14 protein-coding genes are annotated in these 15,225 nt (G+C 67.4%); 6 read left to right on the top strand and 8 right to left on the bottom strand.

From position 1 onward, the window contains the following. Positions 1-23: 23 nt before the first annotated feature. The 3 genes from ACWGIC_RS07010 to ACWGIC_RS07000 all read right to left on the bottom strand — a co-directional run bounded on the left by ACWGIC_RS07010 (position 24) and on the right by ACWGIC_RS07000 (position 3,905). Entirely contained in the window at positions 24-1,121 is a 1,098-nt protein-coding gene (locus ACWGIC_RS07010) for an ABC transporter permease (RefSeq protein ID WP_452074963.1), read from the bottom strand. After that, positions 1,118-2,683 carry an ABC transporter ATP-binding protein gene (locus ACWGIC_RS07005; protein WP_452074962.1) on the bottom strand — a complete coding sequence of 522 codons (1,566 nt, stop codon included), beginning with the start codon at positions 2,681-2,683 and terminating at the stop codon, positions 1,118-1,120. The genes ACWGIC_RS07010 and ACWGIC_RS07005 overlap by 4 nt, the downstream gene beginning before the upstream one ends. Positions 2,684-2,762: 79 nt before the next feature. Then, positions 2,763-3,905, bottom strand: coding sequence for a BMP family lipoprotein (locus tag ACWGIC_RS07000; protein WP_452074961.1), 1,143 nt, complete (start codon positions 3,903-3,905; stop codon positions 2,763-2,765). A gap of 554 nt (positions 3,906-4,459) precedes the next feature. On the opposite strand from ACWGIC_RS07000, the gene sdhC reads away from it, so the two are divergent. From sdhC to ACWGIC_RS06975, 5 genes are all read left to right on the top strand, one after another. After that, positions 4,460-4,909, top strand: coding sequence for a succinate dehydrogenase, cytochrome b556 subunit (gene sdhC, locus ACWGIC_RS06995; protein WP_078870582.1), 450 nt, complete (start codon positions 4,460-4,462; stop codon positions 4,907-4,909). A 4-nt stretch (positions 4,910-4,913) separates the two neighbouring features. Next, positions 4,914-5,330, top strand: a complete 417-nt coding sequence (locus ACWGIC_RS06990) for a succinate dehydrogenase hydrophobic membrane anchor subunit (protein WP_378300788.1) — start codon at positions 4,914-4,916, stop codon at positions 5,328-5,330. A 36-nt stretch (positions 5,331-5,366) separates the two neighbouring features. Beyond that, on the top strand, positions 5,367-7,121 hold the full coding sequence (gene sdhA, locus ACWGIC_RS06985) for a succinate dehydrogenase flavoprotein subunit (protein ID WP_452074960.1): 1,755 nt from the start codon (positions 5,367-5,369) through the stop codon (positions 7,119-7,121). Then, complete coding sequence (locus ACWGIC_RS06980) at positions 7,121-7,894, top strand: succinate dehydrogenase iron-sulfur subunit (protein ID WP_452074959.1); 774 nt, start codon at positions 7,121-7,123, stop codon at positions 7,892-7,894. The genes sdhA and ACWGIC_RS06980 overlap by 1 nt, the downstream gene beginning before the upstream one ends. A 153-nt stretch (positions 7,895-8,047) precedes the next feature. Continuing rightward, positions 8,048-9,016 (top strand): hypothetical protein, encoded by a 969-nt coding sequence (locus ACWGIC_RS06975; RefSeq protein WP_452074958.1) that lies wholly within the window; start codon positions 8,048-8,050, stop codon positions 9,014-9,016. Between the two features lie 85 nt (positions 9,017-9,101). On the opposite strand, the gene ACWGIC_RS06970 is transcribed toward ACWGIC_RS06975, so the two are convergent. Next, positions 9,102-10,484, bottom strand: coding sequence for a S8 family peptidase (locus ACWGIC_RS06970; protein WP_452074957.1), 1,383 nt, complete (start codon positions 10,482-10,484; stop codon positions 9,102-9,104). A gap of 77 nt (positions 10,485-10,561) precedes the next feature. Further along, positions 10,562-10,807 carry an SCO4848 family membrane protein gene (locus tag ACWGIC_RS06965; RefSeq protein ID WP_093575906.1) on the bottom strand — a complete coding sequence of 82 codons (246 nt, stop codon included), beginning with the start codon at positions 10,805-10,807 and terminating at the stop codon, positions 10,562-10,564. A gap of 42 nt (positions 10,808-10,849) precedes the next feature. Here ACWGIC_RS06965 and ACWGIC_RS06960 point away from each other — a divergent pair, with 42 nt between their 5' ends. Then, positions 10,850-12,079, top strand: a complete 1,230-nt coding sequence (locus ACWGIC_RS06960; RefSeq protein ID WP_452074956.1) for a D-alanyl-D-alanine carboxypeptidase family protein — start codon at positions 10,850-10,852, stop codon at positions 12,077-12,079. A 72-nt stretch (positions 12,080-12,151) separates the two neighbouring features. Here ACWGIC_RS06960 and yhjD read toward each other — a convergent pair whose 3' ends face one another. From yhjD to ACWGIC_RS06945, 3 genes are all read right to left on the bottom strand, one after another. Continuing rightward, positions 12,152-13,165, bottom strand: a complete 1,014-nt coding sequence (gene yhjD / locus ACWGIC_RS06955; protein WP_452074955.1) for an inner membrane protein YhjD — start codon at positions 13,163-13,165, stop codon at positions 12,152-12,154. A 67-nt stretch (positions 13,166-13,232) separates the two neighbouring features. Continuing rightward, positions 13,233-14,252 (bottom strand): tryptophan--tRNA ligase, encoded by a 1,020-nt coding sequence (trpS, locus tag ACWGIC_RS06950; RefSeq protein WP_452074954.1) that lies wholly within the window; start codon positions 14,250-14,252, stop codon positions 13,233-13,235. A 306-nt stretch (positions 14,253-14,558) separates the two neighbouring features. Then, complete coding sequence (locus ACWGIC_RS06945) at positions 14,559-14,846, bottom strand: hypothetical protein (RefSeq protein ID WP_452074953.1); 288 nt, start codon at positions 14,844-14,846, stop codon at positions 14,559-14,561. Positions 14,847-15,225: the final 379 nt, after the last annotated feature.

Below are 15,225 nucleotides of genomic sequence, written 5' to 3'. Positions count from 1 at the left end.
CCGGGAGAACTCCGTCGTGGTGGTCACACCGCACCGCCTTCCGCGACCGAGGCGCCCTTGCGGCCGTTGCCGGCGAGCGCCCTGCCCACCCTGCGCTGTTCCGCGGCGAGGTCGGCCCGGCGCACGATCTCGTACGCCACGACGACCGAGAGCACGATGATGCCCTGCATGATCGTCGCGATTTCCTTGGAAACGTTGATCTGCTCCAGCGACACCGCGGAGGTGTCCAGGAACGCCCACAGCAGCGCGCCGAACGCGATGCCGCCGGGATGGTTGCGGCCAAGCAGCGCGACCGCGATGCCGGTGAAGCCGTACATCTGGGTCGCGGTGATGCCGTAGCTGTAGTCACGGCCGAGCAGTTCCGGCATGGCGACCAGACCGGCCACCGCACCGGACAGCAGCATCGCGATGAGCGTCATCTTCTTCGCGCTCACGCCACCGGCCGCGGCGGCCGTCGAGGACTCGCCGCTCGCCTTCAGTTCGAAGCCGAACCTGGTGCGGTTCAACATGAACCAGTACGCGCCGCCGATCACGATGGCGATGAACACGAACCCGAAGAGCGTGCCCGAGCCGAGCGGGATGCCCGGGATCCGGCCGGACGGCGCGATCACCCTGGTCCCGATGTTGTTGCCGGTCTGCACGCCGAACTGGTCGGCGTTGATGAGGAACGCGATGACGCCGGCGACGATCGAGTTCAGCATGATCGTCGAGATGACCTCGCTGACGCCGCGGGTCACCTTGAGCACTGCCGGGATCGTCGCGTACAGCGCGCCGGAAACGATGGCCACCAGCAGGATCACGATGGTGTGGAGGACCGGCGGCAGCTGCAGTGCGCCGCCGATGATCGCGGCGACCACCGCGGCGAACCGGTACTGGCCCTCGACGCCGATGTTGAACAGGTTCATCTGGAACCCGATCGCCACCGCCAAGCCGGACAGGTAGTACACCGTCGCGAGGTTCACCGTGTCGACCGCGGTGGAACCCTTGAACAGCTGGCCGATCATCGTCCCGTACGCCTGCAACGGGTCGGCTCCGGAGATGACGAGCGCGATCGCGGAGAGGATCACCGCGAACGCGATCGCGAGCAGCGGCGGCAGAAGCCGCGTGCGCCACGAACTCATGAGTCTTCACCTTCTTCGGCGCCGGTCATGGCGGAACCGAGTTCCTGCGGGGTGACGGTCGCGGGGTTCGCCTCGCTCACGAGCCGACCGCGCAGCATCACGCGAATGGTGTCGGACAACCCGATCAGCTCGTCGAGGTCCGCGGAAATCAGCAGCACGGCGAGGCCGTCCGCGCGCGCCTGACGGATCTGTTCCCAGATCAACGCCTGCGCGCCGACGTCGACCCCGCGCGTCGGGTGCGAAGCGATCAGCAGCACCGGGTTCCCGGACAGCTCGCGGCCGACGATCAGCTTCTGCTGATTGCCGCCGGACAGCGCGGCGGCCGGAACGTCGATGCCGGGCGTGCGGACGTCGTACTCGCGCACGATCCGCTCGGTGTCCTCCCGCGCGCCCGCGATGTTGAGCAGCTGCCCGCCGGACACCGGTTCGCGCGTCTGGTAGCCGAGAATCCGGTTGACCCACAACGGCTGGGTCAGCAGCAGGCTGTGCCGGGTGCGGTCCTCGGCGATGTAGCCGATGCCCGCCTCGCGCCGGGCCAGCGTGCCCATTTTGACCAGGTCGCGCGTCTCGCCGTCCGGCGGAGTCAGCTCGATGTGCCCGCCGCTCGCCTTGCGCATCCCCATGATCGTCTCGACCAGTTCGGTCTGGCCGTTGCCCTCGACGCCCGCGATGCCGAGCACCTCGCCCGCGTGCACGGTGAAGGTGATGTGGTCCAGCACGTTGCGCTCGGAACCCTCGGCGGACAGCCGCAGTTCGCGCACCTGAAGGACCTCGCGGTCGGTTACCGTCGACTCGCGCGTCTCCGGGCTCGGCAGCTCCGAACCGACCATCATCTCGGCCAGCTCGCGGCTGGTGATCTTCTTCGGATCAGCCGTGCCGACCGTGGTGCCGCGCCGGATCACGGTGACCGTGTCCGCGATCGCGCGCACCTCGTCGAGCTTGTGCGAGATGAAAAGGAACGTGTAGCCGTCGGCCTGCATCTCGCGGACGGTGGCGAACAGCGCGTCCACTTCCTGCGGCACCAGCACGGCGGTCGGCTCGTCGAGAATGATGATTTTCGCGCCGCGGTAAAGGACTTTCACGATCTCGACGCGCTGGCGGTCGGCGACGCCGAGTTCCTCCAGCAGCGCGTCCGGCTTCGCGTGCAGCCCGGTCCGCTTCGACAGCTCCTGCAGCCGCGCCCGCGCCGCGCGGCCGATGCCGTGCAGCGCCTCCGCGCCGAGGAACACGTTTTCCGCGACGGTCAGGTTGTCGGCGAGCATGAAGTGCTGGTGCACCATGCCGATCCCGGCGCGGATGGCGTCCTGCGGATTGCGCAGCCGCACCTCGGAGCCGTTGATCGCGATGCTGCCCTCGTCGGGCTGCTGCATCCCGTACAGGATCTTCATCAGGGTCGACTTGCCCGCGCCGTTCTCGCCGCACAGCGCGTGCACCTCGCCGGCCGCGACAGTGAGGTTGACGTCGGAGTTCGCGACCACGCCGGGGAACCGCTTGGTGATCCCGGTCAGCTGGACGGCAGGCACGCCCCGGTCGGGGACGGCTTCGGCCTCGATCTCGGTCATCGGAGGGGACATCCCGTTCTGTCGAAACGCGTGAGGGCCCGGAAGGAAGATCCTTCCGAGCCCTGCCGCGTCGTGAGCGTTACTTGGCCGGCTTGTCCGAAACCGTGATGGCGCCGGAAACGATCTGGGCCTTGTACCCGTCGAGCACGTCCTTGATGTCGTCGACCTTGCCACCGGAGGTGGAGTAGCCGACGCCGTCGGACTTGAGGTCGAAGCGCTTCGGCACCGTGCTCAGGTCGCCCTTCGCGACGGCCTGCAGGTACTCGAAGACCGCGACGTCGACGCGCTTGATCATCGAGGTGATGATGATGTCCTTGTCGGCGGCGACAGTCTTCTGGTTGTACTGGTCGGAGTCGACGCCGATGGCCAGCGCGTTGCCCTGCTTCGCCGCGTCGAACACGCCCTTACCGGAGGCGCCGGCGGCGTGGTAGACGACGTCCGCGCCGCGAGAGATCTCGGCCGCGGCCTTCGCGTTGCCCTTCGGCGGGTCCTGGAAGCCGGAGAAGTCGCCGGCCGGCGTCAGGTACTCGTCCTCGACCTTGATCTTGCTCGAAACGGCCTTCGCGCCCTGCAGGAAGCCCGCCTCGAACTTCTGGATCAGCGGAGTGTTCACGCCGCCGACGAAGCCGACGTGGCACTTCTTGCTCTTGTACGCGGCGGCGACGCCGGCCAGGAACGAGCCCTGCTCCTCGGCGAAGACCAGCGGCGTGACGTTCGGCAGGCTGATCGAGTCGTCGTCGACGATCGCGAACTTGGTGTTCGGGTACTTGGTGGCGACGGCCTTCACCGACTGCGCGTAGGCGAATCCGACCGCGACGATCGGGTTCAGGCCCTGCTGCGCCATCTGCTCGAGCCGCTGCTGCTTGGCCGCTTCGCTCTCGCTCGCGCTCGCGGTGCTCTCGTTGACCGTCGGGACGCCGAGGTCGGACTTCGCCCGGTCGGTGCCCGCGGCCGCCGCGTCGTTGAAGGAAGCGTCGCCGCGGCCGCCGACGTCGAAGGCAAGGCCGACCTTGAGCTTGCTGCCGTCGACCTTGCCCGAGGCGGCGCTGCTGCTCGTGGCGGCGGCCGGAGCGGCGGGCGGCTTCGGGGCGGTGATGCAGTTCGAGCCCGAATTGCCGTCCGAACCGGACGCGTTGTTGTTGCTTCCCCCGGTGTCCTTCGCGCACCCGGCCAGTGCAAGCACCCCAGCCATGGTCGCGGCGGCCAGCGCGGTTCCACGCATGCGACGCAACGTGTGTCTCCCTCCCCGCTGATCCAGCGGACGATCCGAGAACGGCCCGGTCACGGTCGCCGGGCTCAACCGCCAGACCGTACCCAACCGCCGGGTAACCGCCATAGGAACGGCACGCTACGTAACACAAACGTTTACTCGGAGGCTCGATCCGCGATCATTCCGGCGCCGACCGTGATCAACAGCCGCCGCCCCGCCCGCCGCGCTCACTCACCGTGGCCCCGCTTTCCCCCGGGAAATGTCCGTGAAGGACTCCTTGAGGGAATCTGATTCCCGGAAGGGGTCCTTCACGCCCAGCTCAGACGTGCTCCAGACCACACGTCCGAGTGGTCTGCCGTGGTCACCGGTGTCTGGTCCATCACAGAGAGGAACCCGGAGATGAGCCGGGCGTATGGGTCGGGTCTAGCATCCATGCATCCACGCTCGATGGCCCCTGATCTCGGCACCGTCGCCGGAGTTGTCCCCAGTGGACCGACCCCGGCCGCGGGTGCGGACCTCACCGGTCACCCGGGCACGACAGTCATGACGTTGGAGGCCGTTCACCGATGTCCACCACGGCGAGCACTGCCACCGAAAGCGGGGCAGGAGCTAGCGATCGGGCGGGTGCCTCACGCCGGCAGGGAACTTTCTACCGGGGCGACCCCGGCATGTGGTCCTGGGTGCTTCACCGCATCACCGGCGTGCTGACCTTTTTCTTCCTGTTCGTGCACGTGCTCGACACCGCGCTCGTGCGCGTGTCGCCGAACACTTACGACCAGGTCATCGAGACGTACAAGACGCCGATCGTGAACCTGCTCGAGGTCGGCCTTGTCGGCGCGGTGCTGTTCCACGCACTCAACGGGCTGCGCGTCCTGCTGGTCGACTTCTGGGCCAAGGGCCCGAAGTACCAGAAGACGATGCTCTGGGTCATCGGCGTCGTGTGGGTGGTCGTGATGGTTCCGGGTGCGTTCTTCATGCTGAAGCGCACCGTCGAGACGCTTTTCGGGGGTGCCTGATCCCATGGCCGACGCTCTGATCCTCGACAAGCCGCGCTCGCCGCGGCGTCCGTCCGCCCGGCGCAGCAACTTCGAGCTCTACAGCTGGCTGTTCATGCGCATTTCCGGGCTCGCGCTGATCATCCTGGTGCTGGGCCACCTGTTCATCATGAACATCCTCGACGGCGGCGTGCACCGCATCAACTGGGGCTTCGTCGCCGGGCGCTGGGCCTCGCCGTTCTGGCAGTTCTGGGACCTGGCGATGCTGTGGCTCGCCGAGATCCACGGCGGCAACGGCCTGCGCACGATCATCGACGACTACGCGCGCAAGGACTCCACCCGGTTCTGGCTGAAGATCGTGCTGTACGTCTCGATGGTGCTCATCCTGGCCGTCGGCACGATGGTGATCTTCACGTTCGATCCCGAGATGCCCGCCTCCTGAAGGCGCACCCACCACTAGCCAGCGGAGTCTTTCCCTATGCAGTTCCACAAGTACGACGTGGTGATCGTCGGCGCTGGCGGCGCCGGCATGCGCGCGGCCATCGAGTCCGGCCAGCGCGCCCGCACCGCGGTTCTCACCAAGCTGTACCCGACCCGGTCCCACACCGGCGCGGCACAGGGCGGCATGTGCGCCGCGCTGGCCAACGTCGAAGAGGACAACTGGGAGTGGCACACCTTCGACACCGTCAAGGGCGGTGACTACCTGGTCGACCAGGACGCCGCGGAGATCATGGCCAAGGAGGCCATCGACGCCGTCCTCGACCTGGAGAAGATGGGCCTTCCGTTCAACCGGACGCCCGAGGGCAAGATCGACCAGCGCCGGTTCGGCGGGCACACCCGCGACCACGGCAAGGCCGCGGTGCGCCGCGCCTGCTACGCCGCGGACCGCACCGGGCACATGATTCTCCAGACGCTGTACCAAAACTGCGTCAAGCACGGCACCGAGTTCTTCAACGAGTTCTACGTGCTCGACCTGGTGTTGTCCGAGGACGCGGACGGCAACCCGGTCGCCTCTGGCGTGGTCGCCTACGAGCTGGCCACCGGCGAACTGCACGTGTTCCAGGCGAAGTCGATCGTGTTCGCCACCGGCGGCGCGGGCAAGATCTTCAAGACCACCTCGAACGCGCACACCCTCACCGGCGACGGCCTCGGCATCATCTTCCGCAAGGGCCTTCCGCTGGAGGACATGGAGTTCTTCCAGTTCCACCCGACCGGCCTCGCCGGCCTCGGCATCCTGATCTCCGAGGCGGTGCGCGGCGAGGGCGGCATCCTCCGCAACGCCGACGGCGAGCGGTTCATGGAGCGCTACGCCCCCACCATCAAGGACCTCGCGCCGCGCGACATCGTCGCCCGGTCGATGGTCCAGGAGGTGCTGCAGGGCCGCGGCTGCGGGCCGAACAAGGACTACGTCGTCCTCGACGTGACCCACCTTCCGGTCGAGGTCCTCGAGACCAAGCTGCCGGACATCACCGAGTTCTCCCGCACCTACCTCGGCGTCGACCCGGTCAAGGAGCCGGTTCCGGTGTTCCCGACGTGCCACTACGTCATGGGCGGCATCCCGACGAACGTCCACGGCGAGGCGCTGCGCGACAACGAGCACGTCATCCCCGGCCTGTACGCCGCGGGCGAGGTCGCCTGCGTGTCGGTGCACGGTTCGAACCGGCTGGGCACGAACTCGCTGCTGGACATCAACGTGTTCGGCCGCCGCGCGGGCATCGCCGCCGCGGAGTACGCGCTGGCGCACGAGCACGTCGAGCTGCCGGAGAACCCGACCGCACTGGTCGAGGACCAGCTGAAGCTGCTGCTGTCGGAGCACGGCGACGAGCGCGTCGCCGACATCCGCAAGGAAATGCAGCAGACGATGGACTCGCACGCTTCGGTGTACCGCACCGAGGACACGCTGAAGCAGGCGCTGACCGACATCCAGGCGCTCAAGGAGCGCTACCAGCGGATCACCGTGGCGGACAAGGGCAAGCGGTACAACACCGACCTGCTCGAGGCCGTCGAACTCGGCTTCCTGCTGGAGCTGGCCGAGGTACTGGTCGTCGGCGCGATCGCGCGCAAGGAGTCCCGCGGCGGCCACGCCCGCGAGGACTACCCGAACCGCGACGACACGAACTTCATGCGGCACACCATGGCCTACAAGCAGGGCGAGGGGCTGTCGTCCGACATCCGGCTCGACTACAAGCCGGTCACCTTCACCCGCTACGAACCGATGGAGCGGAAGTACTGATGACGACGGCCACCCCAGAGGCGACCTCCTCCAAGGCGTCCGACGAGCACACGCCGATCCAGGTCACGCTGAAGATCCTGCGGTTCAACCCGGAGGTCGACCAAGAGCCGCACTGGGAGACCTACGACGTCCCGGCGCAGCCGACCGACCGCGTGCTGAACCTGCTGTTCTACGTCAAGGACTACCTCGACGGCACGTTCGCCTTCCGCCGCTCGTGCGCGCACGGCGTGTGCGGTTCGGACGCGATGCAGATCAACGGGATCAACCGGCTGGCCTGCAAGGTGCTGCTGAAGGACCTGCTCGAGAAGAACGGCAAGAAGACCGAGATCACCATCGCCCCGATCAAGGGCCTGACGACGTTGAAGGACCTCTACGTCGACATGGACCCGTTCTTCGAGGCGTACCGGGCGATCAAGCCGTACCTGATCACCTACGGCAACGAGCCGACCCGCGAGCGGATCCAGTCCCAGGCCGACCGCAACCGGTTCGACGACACCACCAAGTGCATCCTGTGCGCCTGCTGCACGTCGTCCTGCCCGGTGTACTGGAACGACGGCTCGTACTTCGGCCCGGCGGCGATCGTCAACGCCCACCGCTTCATCTTCGACTCCCGCGACGAGGGCGCCGAGGAGCGGCTGGACATCCTGAACGACGGCGAAGGCGTGTGGCGCTGCCGCACGACGTTCAACTGCACCGACGCCTGCCCGCGCGGCATCCAGGTGACCAAAGCCATCCAGGAAGTCAAACGCGCCCTCCTCTTCAAGCGCGTCTGATCTTTTAGCGGTCCGTGAAGGGCTCCTTGAGGGAATCTAATTCCCTCAAGGAGCCCTTCACGGCTTTGGCGGCTTATCCACAAGTCATCGGGTTGTCCCCAGATCAGCCTCGGGCGGCCTTCCGACACCGCCGGGCACGGCAGCATTCGTGAGATGCAGAGACAAGGCCGCTGGGCGAACGGACCCGATGCGCTCGCCCAGTACAGCACCCATCAGGTGATCCGAGCGATGACGCTGGAATCACTGGACATGCACAGCAAGGTCATCTATCGAAAATGCCTGCCAGGGGGCCCGTGGCGACGGCTGTTGCCCGGGATCATCCTCCTGCACAACAACGATCCGACACCGGACCAGCTCGTGCACGCCGCCCTGCTTTACGCCGGCACCGCAGCGATCGTCACTGGCGAAGAAGCATGCCGCCGTTATGGGCTGCGGCTGGCCGTTCCTGCCGCGAGCGAGCAAAAGATCCACGTACTTATCCCTCACCATCTCAAGAGGATCAGCTCCGACTTCGTCACCGTCGAACGCACGAAACGGCTGCCCCGGCCTTGGCTGCGTGCAGGCGTCCCGCTTGCCCCTCTAGTCAGGGCCACGACGGACTTCGTCCGTCGGGCTCGGTCCGCCAACATCATCGGGCACACCATGATCGAAGCAATTCAACGAGGCGGATGCACCCCGCAGGCACTCGCGGAAGAACTGGACCGCGGAACCAAACGCGGCACAGCACTTCCTCGCCGGCTCCTCGCCGAATGGGCGCACACCGGATCTGTTGCCGAAGCTGAAGCCCAGAAACTGGCAAAGGTTCTTCCGCACCCGCCGACCCACCAGAATCAAGTACTGTACGACCTTGCCGGAAGCTACGCGGGCCGACCGGACTTCTGGTGGGACGACGTGGGACTGGCCTGGGAAATCGATTCTCTGGATTTCCACTTCCGCTCAACCGACTACGCACGGACGTTGCGCCGGAACACGCGCTACGCCTCGTTGGGGGTCGCAGTCGTCCAAACGCTGCCGTCCAGGCTTCGCTCTGAGCCGAAGGCCGTTCTAGACGAACTCAACGCCGCTTATTCCGCCGCGCTTACTCGCCCTCGCCCACCAGTCTCCCTAGGCGAGCCGCCGTGACGCCCGCCGAGCGTTGAGGTCCGTGAAGGGCTCCTTGAGGGAATCTGATTCCCTCAAGGAGCCCTTCACGGACGTAGAACCTGCGTCAGTGAACCGCGTCCAGCGCGTTCACCAAGCCGCGCCCGTAATACGAATTGTTCTGCTTCGGCCCCTCGCAAGCCGACACATCACAAGCCACCGGATCCGCCTCCGCGGTAAGCAAAGCCGCCAACGCCCGCGGCGGTGCGTTGCGATGCGTAGAAGCCAGCAATGCCGCGACCCCGGCCGCGTGCGGCGAAGCCATTGAAGTGCCGCACTTCGTCCCGTACGCGCCGTTGAAAATCGTCGACAGCGGGCATCCGGCACCCTGTCCGGAAGGCGGAGCCTGCCTCGAATCGCCGCCCGGCGCGGTGACGGTGACAGAGCCGTAGTTGGAGTAGTAAGCCTTCGTCCCGGCGTAACCAACCGCGGACACCGTGACCACCCCGTCGATCGCCTTCGGCAGGATGCCGCACGAAGAGTCAATCTTGTGTGGACGGTTCGGGTCGACAGTCTGCTTCGTGACGTCGAAGCCTGAGTTGCCCGCCGCAGCGACGTTCAGAGTCCCGCGCTGCGTCGAGTAAGTCACGGCGCGCCGTACGGCCTCGTACGCGGCGGCGTCACCCGCTTCGTTGCGGCAGTAGAACATGCCGGGGTCGATGTAGTAGCTGTTGTTCGTCACCTGGAAGCCGTGCTGCGCGGCCCAGACAAAGCCACAGACAGCCGCTTCCGGGAAGATGTAGCCCTCGTCGCTCACCACCTTCACCGACGCCAGCCGCACGCCTGGCGCGATGCCGGTGAAGCCGCGCTTGACGTCCTTGCCCGCGATGGTGCCGGCGACGTGCGTGCCGTGGTCGGAAGTCGTCGGCGTCCACGCTGAAGCATCTGGCGCGCCGGTGACGCAGCCGGTCGACGCCTGCGCGTCCACTGCGTGCGCGAGCGCGGGGTGTTTGGCGTCGATGCCGGAATCCAGCACGCCGACGGTGACCGACCGGGAACCGGGGTTGATCTTGTTCGCCTCCGGCGCGTGGATCGCCCGCATGTCCCACTGCAGAGTCGACAAATCGTCACCGGCGGCGACGCTCTCCGTCCGCTCCAGCATCCCGACCGCCGAGCGAAGTCCGGCGCGGGCGGCGGCCTTCGCGGCGACGTCCTTGCCCCCTGAATAGGCCCGTTTCACCCCGATCCGGTCGGCGAAGTCCGCGTTGCGCGAGCTGGCGACCGCGACGCCGATCTCCGGGTAGTAGGCGATCCGCTTGCCGCATTTGGCGGTCAGCTCCGCGTCGACCGAACGCTGTTTCTCGCCCGGCTGGTACAGCACGACGTAGCTGTAGGGCGTACTGGTGGTGTCACACGACGGCGCGGGCGCGGCGGACGCGGGCACGGCCACCGCACCAGCGGCGACCCCGGCCACCGCGACGGGGACGAGCAATCGACGTAAACGGGACATTTAGCCTCCATGGTCGGACGCCCGAAACTAAGCCAGCCCGGACGCGCCCCGCCACCGACCAAAGGACGGTCACCACATCAGGTGTTCGCGCGCTCCTTCGATGTCGCCCGGATGCCACGCCAGCCGAGCACCCCGATCGCGGTGCCGAGCACGAACGAAACCACCGTCAGCACCGCGTGCACGATGAAGTACCCAGTGGGTGAACCGTCGGCCGCCCACGACTGGTTGCTGGCCCACAGATTCTTGGCGAACGTGATCCAAATGATCCAGGACCAGATGCCGAAAGCGAACAAGGCCATCGCTGTACCTCGTGAAATGCGCATGTCTCGAGTATGCCGCCGGACCATCGGCGCTAGATTGCGTGGGTGCACCCCGCTTTCGCCCGGTCGCTGCGAGCATTCGCCGCGACACTCGCCGCAGCCCTCGTAGCCCTCGCCACGCCCGTCGCCCTCGCCGCACCGGCGCGGGCGGAGCAATGCACCGAGCACGCCGTGCCGCCGGCTCCCGTGGACACCTCGGAGAAGCCGAAGCCGGGCCAGGCCGTCCCGCCGCCGCTTCCGGTGCCCGCCCAGCCGGTCGGCGGCGACCGCCTCGGCGGCTGCGGCCCGATCCTCCCGGCGGGCGCGCCCGCGCTGCCCGAGGGCGACACCTCGGCGTCGTGGGTCCTGCAGGATCTCGACACCGGCGCGGTCGTCGCGGCGAAGGACCCGCACGCGCGGGAGCGGCCGGCGTCGCTGATCAAAACGCTGCTGGCGCTGGTGGTGGTCACCGAGCTGAAGCCGGACCAGGTCATCGTCCCGACGAAGGAGGACGCCGAGCAGGAATGCACCTGCGTCGGCATCACCGCGGGCGGGCACTACACGGTGGACCAGCTGCTGCACGGCCTGCTGATGCACTCGGGCAACGACGTGGCGCACGCCTTCGCGACCGCGCTGGGCGGCGTCGACGCGGCGGTCGCCAAGATGAACGCGCTCGCCGCCCGCATCGGCGCGACCGACACCCGCGCGGCGACCCCGTCCGGCCTCGACGGGCCGGGCATGTCGACCTCGGCGTACGACCTGAGCATGGTCTTCCACTACGCGATGAAGCAGCCGGAGTTCGCCAAGGCGGTCGCGACGAAGACGTACACGATCCCGTCGATCGACGGGAAGCCGCCGATCCCGGTGTTCAACGACAACAAACTGCTCGGCGTGTATCCCGGCTTCCTCGGCGGCAAAACGGGCTTCACGGACGACGCGCGGCACACGTACGTCGGCGGCGCGGCACGCGATGGCCGTCGCCTCGCGATCGTGCTGATGCGGGCCGAGCAGCGTCCGACGAAGGTGGTCGACCAGGCGGCGAAACTGCTCGACTACGGCTTCGCGCTGGAGAGGAGCGGCGCGCAGCCGGTCGGGCAGATCGCCTACCAGCCGCTGACCGCCGACTCCGCCCCGCTCTCGGACAAGCAGGTCACCCCCGCGGGCGCGACGACCGCGGCGGCGGAGAAGCCGGACCCGTTCGGCACGACCGGCTGGGTGCTGACTGTGGTGGTGCTGGTGATCATCGTGGCCGGATTCGTCATCAGCTATCAGCGGAAGCGCAACGCCCGCGCGTAGCGACCGGTTCTAGGTCCGTGAAGGGCCCCTTGAGGGAATCTGATTCCCTCAAGGGGCCCTTCACGGCTTTAGTCAGTTCTTGCGTTTGCCGAGCCAGGCCAGCAACGCGCCAGCGCTGAACGCGCCCGCCACCGAGCCGAGCCCCAGCCCGTGCTGCACCGTCACCCGAGGCTCCAGCACCACCGGAGCGGGCGGCTGCACCACGCGCCGCTGGTTCTCCGTCGCGGTCGCCGTCCACGCCGTCACCAGCAGCAGGAATCGCGACACCAGGTTCGCGAACACCAGCAACCCGATCACCGGCCCGAAGATCGCCGCCGACGGGGATTTCGTGACGCTCGCCAGGTAAACCGTCGCGACCTGCTGCAAGATCACGAACCCGACCGCGGCGATGAGCGCGCCCTTGACCGCGCTCCGCAGCGCGACGTGCTCCCGCGGCAGCCGGGCGATCACCCACAAGAACACCAGCGAGTTGGCGATCAGGCTGAGCACGATCGTCGCGAGGTGCAGCAGGAACTTCGCCCACGACTGGCCCTCCAGCCCGACCAGTTCCAGCAGCAGTTCGCCGAGTCCGCTGCCCGCCGCGGTGATCGCGAACGACACGACCAGCGCCAGTCCGAGCCCGAGCAGCGACAGCAGGTCCTTGATCGTCTTGCCGACGAACGGTTCCGTCTTCTTCTCCTGGCCCCACTGCGCGGTGAGGGCGTCGCGGAGGTTGGCCATCCAGCCGATACCGGAGTAGGCCGCCAGCAGCAGCCCGAAGATCCCGATGCCGCTGCCGGACTTCAGCGCCGCGTCGGTGATCTGCTTGACCAGGCCGCGCAGCCCCTCCGGCACCGAACTGTCGATCCCGTGCGTGATCTGGTCGATCACCGCAGTGTTGTGCCCGAGCACCATGCCGACGATCGCGAACGCCACCATGAAGATCGGGAACACCGACAGCACGCTGAAGTAGGTGATCGCCGCGGCGTAGTGGTTGCCGTAGTTTTCGTTGAAGGAGTCGTTGGCGCGGATCAGGTGATCCAGCCACGGGTACTTCCGCCGCAGCCGGGGCAGCAGCTTTTCCTTGTCACCGGTCTCTTTCGCCACCGGAAAACGCTAACCACCGCGACCGGGCGCCGCAACGCGAGCGTGGCCGCGCGGTTACCGGTCGCGATCAGCTCGCGGGCAGGAAACCGATCCGCTCGTAGACCGAGGCGAGCGTGGCCGACGCGACCTCGCGCGCCCGGTGCGCACCCGCGGCGAGGATCCGGTCTAGCTCGGCGACATCGTCCAAATAGGACTGGACGCTCTCCTGAAGAGGCGTGACCCAGTTGACGAGGACCTCGGCGAGATCCTTCTTGAGATCGCCGTAACCCTTGCCCTCGTAAGCGGTTTCGAGGTCGGCGACGGTGCGGTCGGTCAGCGCGGAGTAGATCGAGAGCAGGTTGGAAACGCCTGCCTTTTCCTCGCGGTCGAACCGGATCTCGCGGCCGGTGTCGGTGACCGCGGAACGGATCTTCTTCGCCGAGCGCTTCGGGTCCTCGAGCAGTTCGATGAGCCCGTTGGCGGTCGCCGCCGACTTGCTCATCTTCGCCGTCGGCTCCTGCAGGTCGTAGATCTTCGCGGTGTCCTTGACGATGAACGGCTCCGGCATGACGAACGTCTTGCCGAACCGGCTGTTGAACCGCTGCGCGAGGTTGCGGGTCAGCTCGAGATGCTGCCGCTGATCCTCGCCGACCGGCACCGCGTTCGTTTGGTAGAGCAGGATGTCCGCGGCCATCAGCACCGGATAGGTGAACAGGCCGACGCTCGCGTGGTCGCTGCCCTGTTTGGCGGCCTTGTCCTTGAACTGGGTCATCCGCCCGGCCTCGCCGAAGCCGGTCTGGCATTCGAGCACCCAGCTCAGCTGAGCGTGCTCGGGCACATGGCTCTGCACGAACAGCGCGCTGCGCGCCGGGTCGACCCCGATGGCGAGCAGCTGCGCGGCCGAACGCCGCGTGCGCTCCAGCAGCACCTTGGGGTCCTGCTCGACGGTGATCGCGTGCAGGTCGACGACGCAGTAGAAGGTCTCGTGAGTGTCCTGCAGCCGCACCCACTGGCGCAGGGCGCCGAGGTAGTTGCCGAGGTGGAAGGAGTCGGCAGTGGGCTGGATCCCGGAAAGCACCCGCAGGCGCCCGTTCTGTTCGTCGGACACGCCGAGATTCTTTCAGGCTGCGGAGGAGGCGTCGCCGCGGGCCCGGCGGTTTGCGGCACGGATGGGCAACCGGGTCGACTCGGCGACCTCCGCCTGAGGATTTTTCTCCGGGGAGGGGCTTCTGACGAGGCGTTTTCTTGGTGATGTGGAGAATTTACGGCTAGGCCCCGCCGCGAACTGAGCGCGGCTGGAGAGTTCAGGATCGCCGGGTCTGCTGGCGATTCAACGCCGACTAGGCGGCGGGAAGATCAGGTGGAGAGTTCGCCGCCTGACGGTCCTCGGGCTGCCGGATGACCGGCGAGCTGACTAGGACTGGCGCAGGTTCAGCGCGGCCGGAGCCGGTTCCAGCGGCCGGGCAGGCTCCTCGTCGAGGGCCCCGGCGGCAGCCACCGCCTCGATCGCCTTCGCGCGCGCCTTGCGCCGTTGCCGCACGACGCCCAGCGCCATCCCGATGACGCCGAAGCCCACCGCGACCAGCCCGACCGGTCCGAGCATCCCGAACCCGGTGGAGGTCGTCTCCGCCCGGACGACGCTGTCGTCCGCGAACGCCGTCGCGCCTGTCCCGGCGGCCGCGACCAGGATCGTCGCCAGCACCGCCAGGATCCGCCCGCCCGCAATCGCCAGGGCACGACCGGAAGCTGCGGCGAAACGGCTGCTGTCGGCCGCGAGAACACCGCGACCGTCTCGCGCCGCGCCGCGAACCGGAGTCCGCTCAGCCGCCTCGTCGCCAGGTACCCCCGATGGGGTGCCAGACGAGTGAAGCGCTGGACGGCCAAAAGCCAGCGTGGACCGTGTCACGAACCGGCCTGGGTTGCGCACCGGAGTGCCTCCCGCGAAGTGACTGTTCTGAGTGAGCGTCTCACCCGTAAGGATGAGTTCTCGACGTGCTACTGGTCAGAAAACTACCGAGCGTGTCAAGACCTGTCGGATCTGATCAACTCGGGTGCCGAGGCTAGCGCCCACTCGGGGAGTA

The sequence above is a fragment of the Amycolatopsis sp. NPDC054798 genome (genome assembly GCF_053611505.1).
Note: the sequence above shows the minus strand (reverse complement) of the source record. Positions and strands in the feature narration are given on the sequence as shown.

Coding starts and splice junctions, on each gene's coding strand:
- ACWGIC_RS06990 (WP_378300788.1), top strand. CDS start 4,914: ATGGCCGACGCTCTGATCCTCGACAAGCCGCGCTCGCCGCGGCGTCCG.
- ACWGIC_RS06965 (WP_093575906.1), bottom strand. CDS start 10,807: ATGCGCATTTCACGAGGTACAGCGATGGCCTTGTTCGCTTTCGGCATC.
- ACWGIC_RS07010 (WP_452074963.1), bottom strand. CDS start 1,121: ATGAGTTCGTGGCGCACGCGGCTTCTGCCGCCGCTGCTCGCGATCGCG.
- sdhA (WP_452074960.1), top strand. CDS start 5,367: ATGCAGTTCCACAAGTACGACGTGGTGATCGTCGGCGCTGGCGGCGCC.
- sdhC (WP_078870582.1), top strand. CDS start 4,460: ATGTCCACCACGGCGAGCACTGCCACCGAAAGCGGGGCAGGAGCTAGC.
- ACWGIC_RS07005 (WP_452074962.1), bottom strand. CDS start 2,683: ATGACCGAGATCGAGGCCGAAGCCGTCCCCGACCGGGGCGTGCCTGCC.
- ACWGIC_RS07000 (WP_452074961.1), bottom strand. CDS start 3,905: ATGCGTGGAACCGCGCTGGCCGCCGCGACCATGGCTGGGGTGCTTGCA.
- ACWGIC_RS06975 (WP_452074958.1), top strand. CDS start 8,048: ATGCAGAGACAAGGCCGCTGGGCGAACGGACCCGATGCGCTCGCCCAG.
- ACWGIC_RS06980 (WP_452074959.1), top strand. CDS start 7,121: ATGACGACGGCCACCCCAGAGGCGACCTCCTCCAAGGCGTCCGACGAG.
- ACWGIC_RS06970 (WP_452074957.1), bottom strand. CDS start 10,484: ATGTCCCGTTTACGTCGATTGCTCGTCCCCGTCGCGGTGGCCGGGGTC.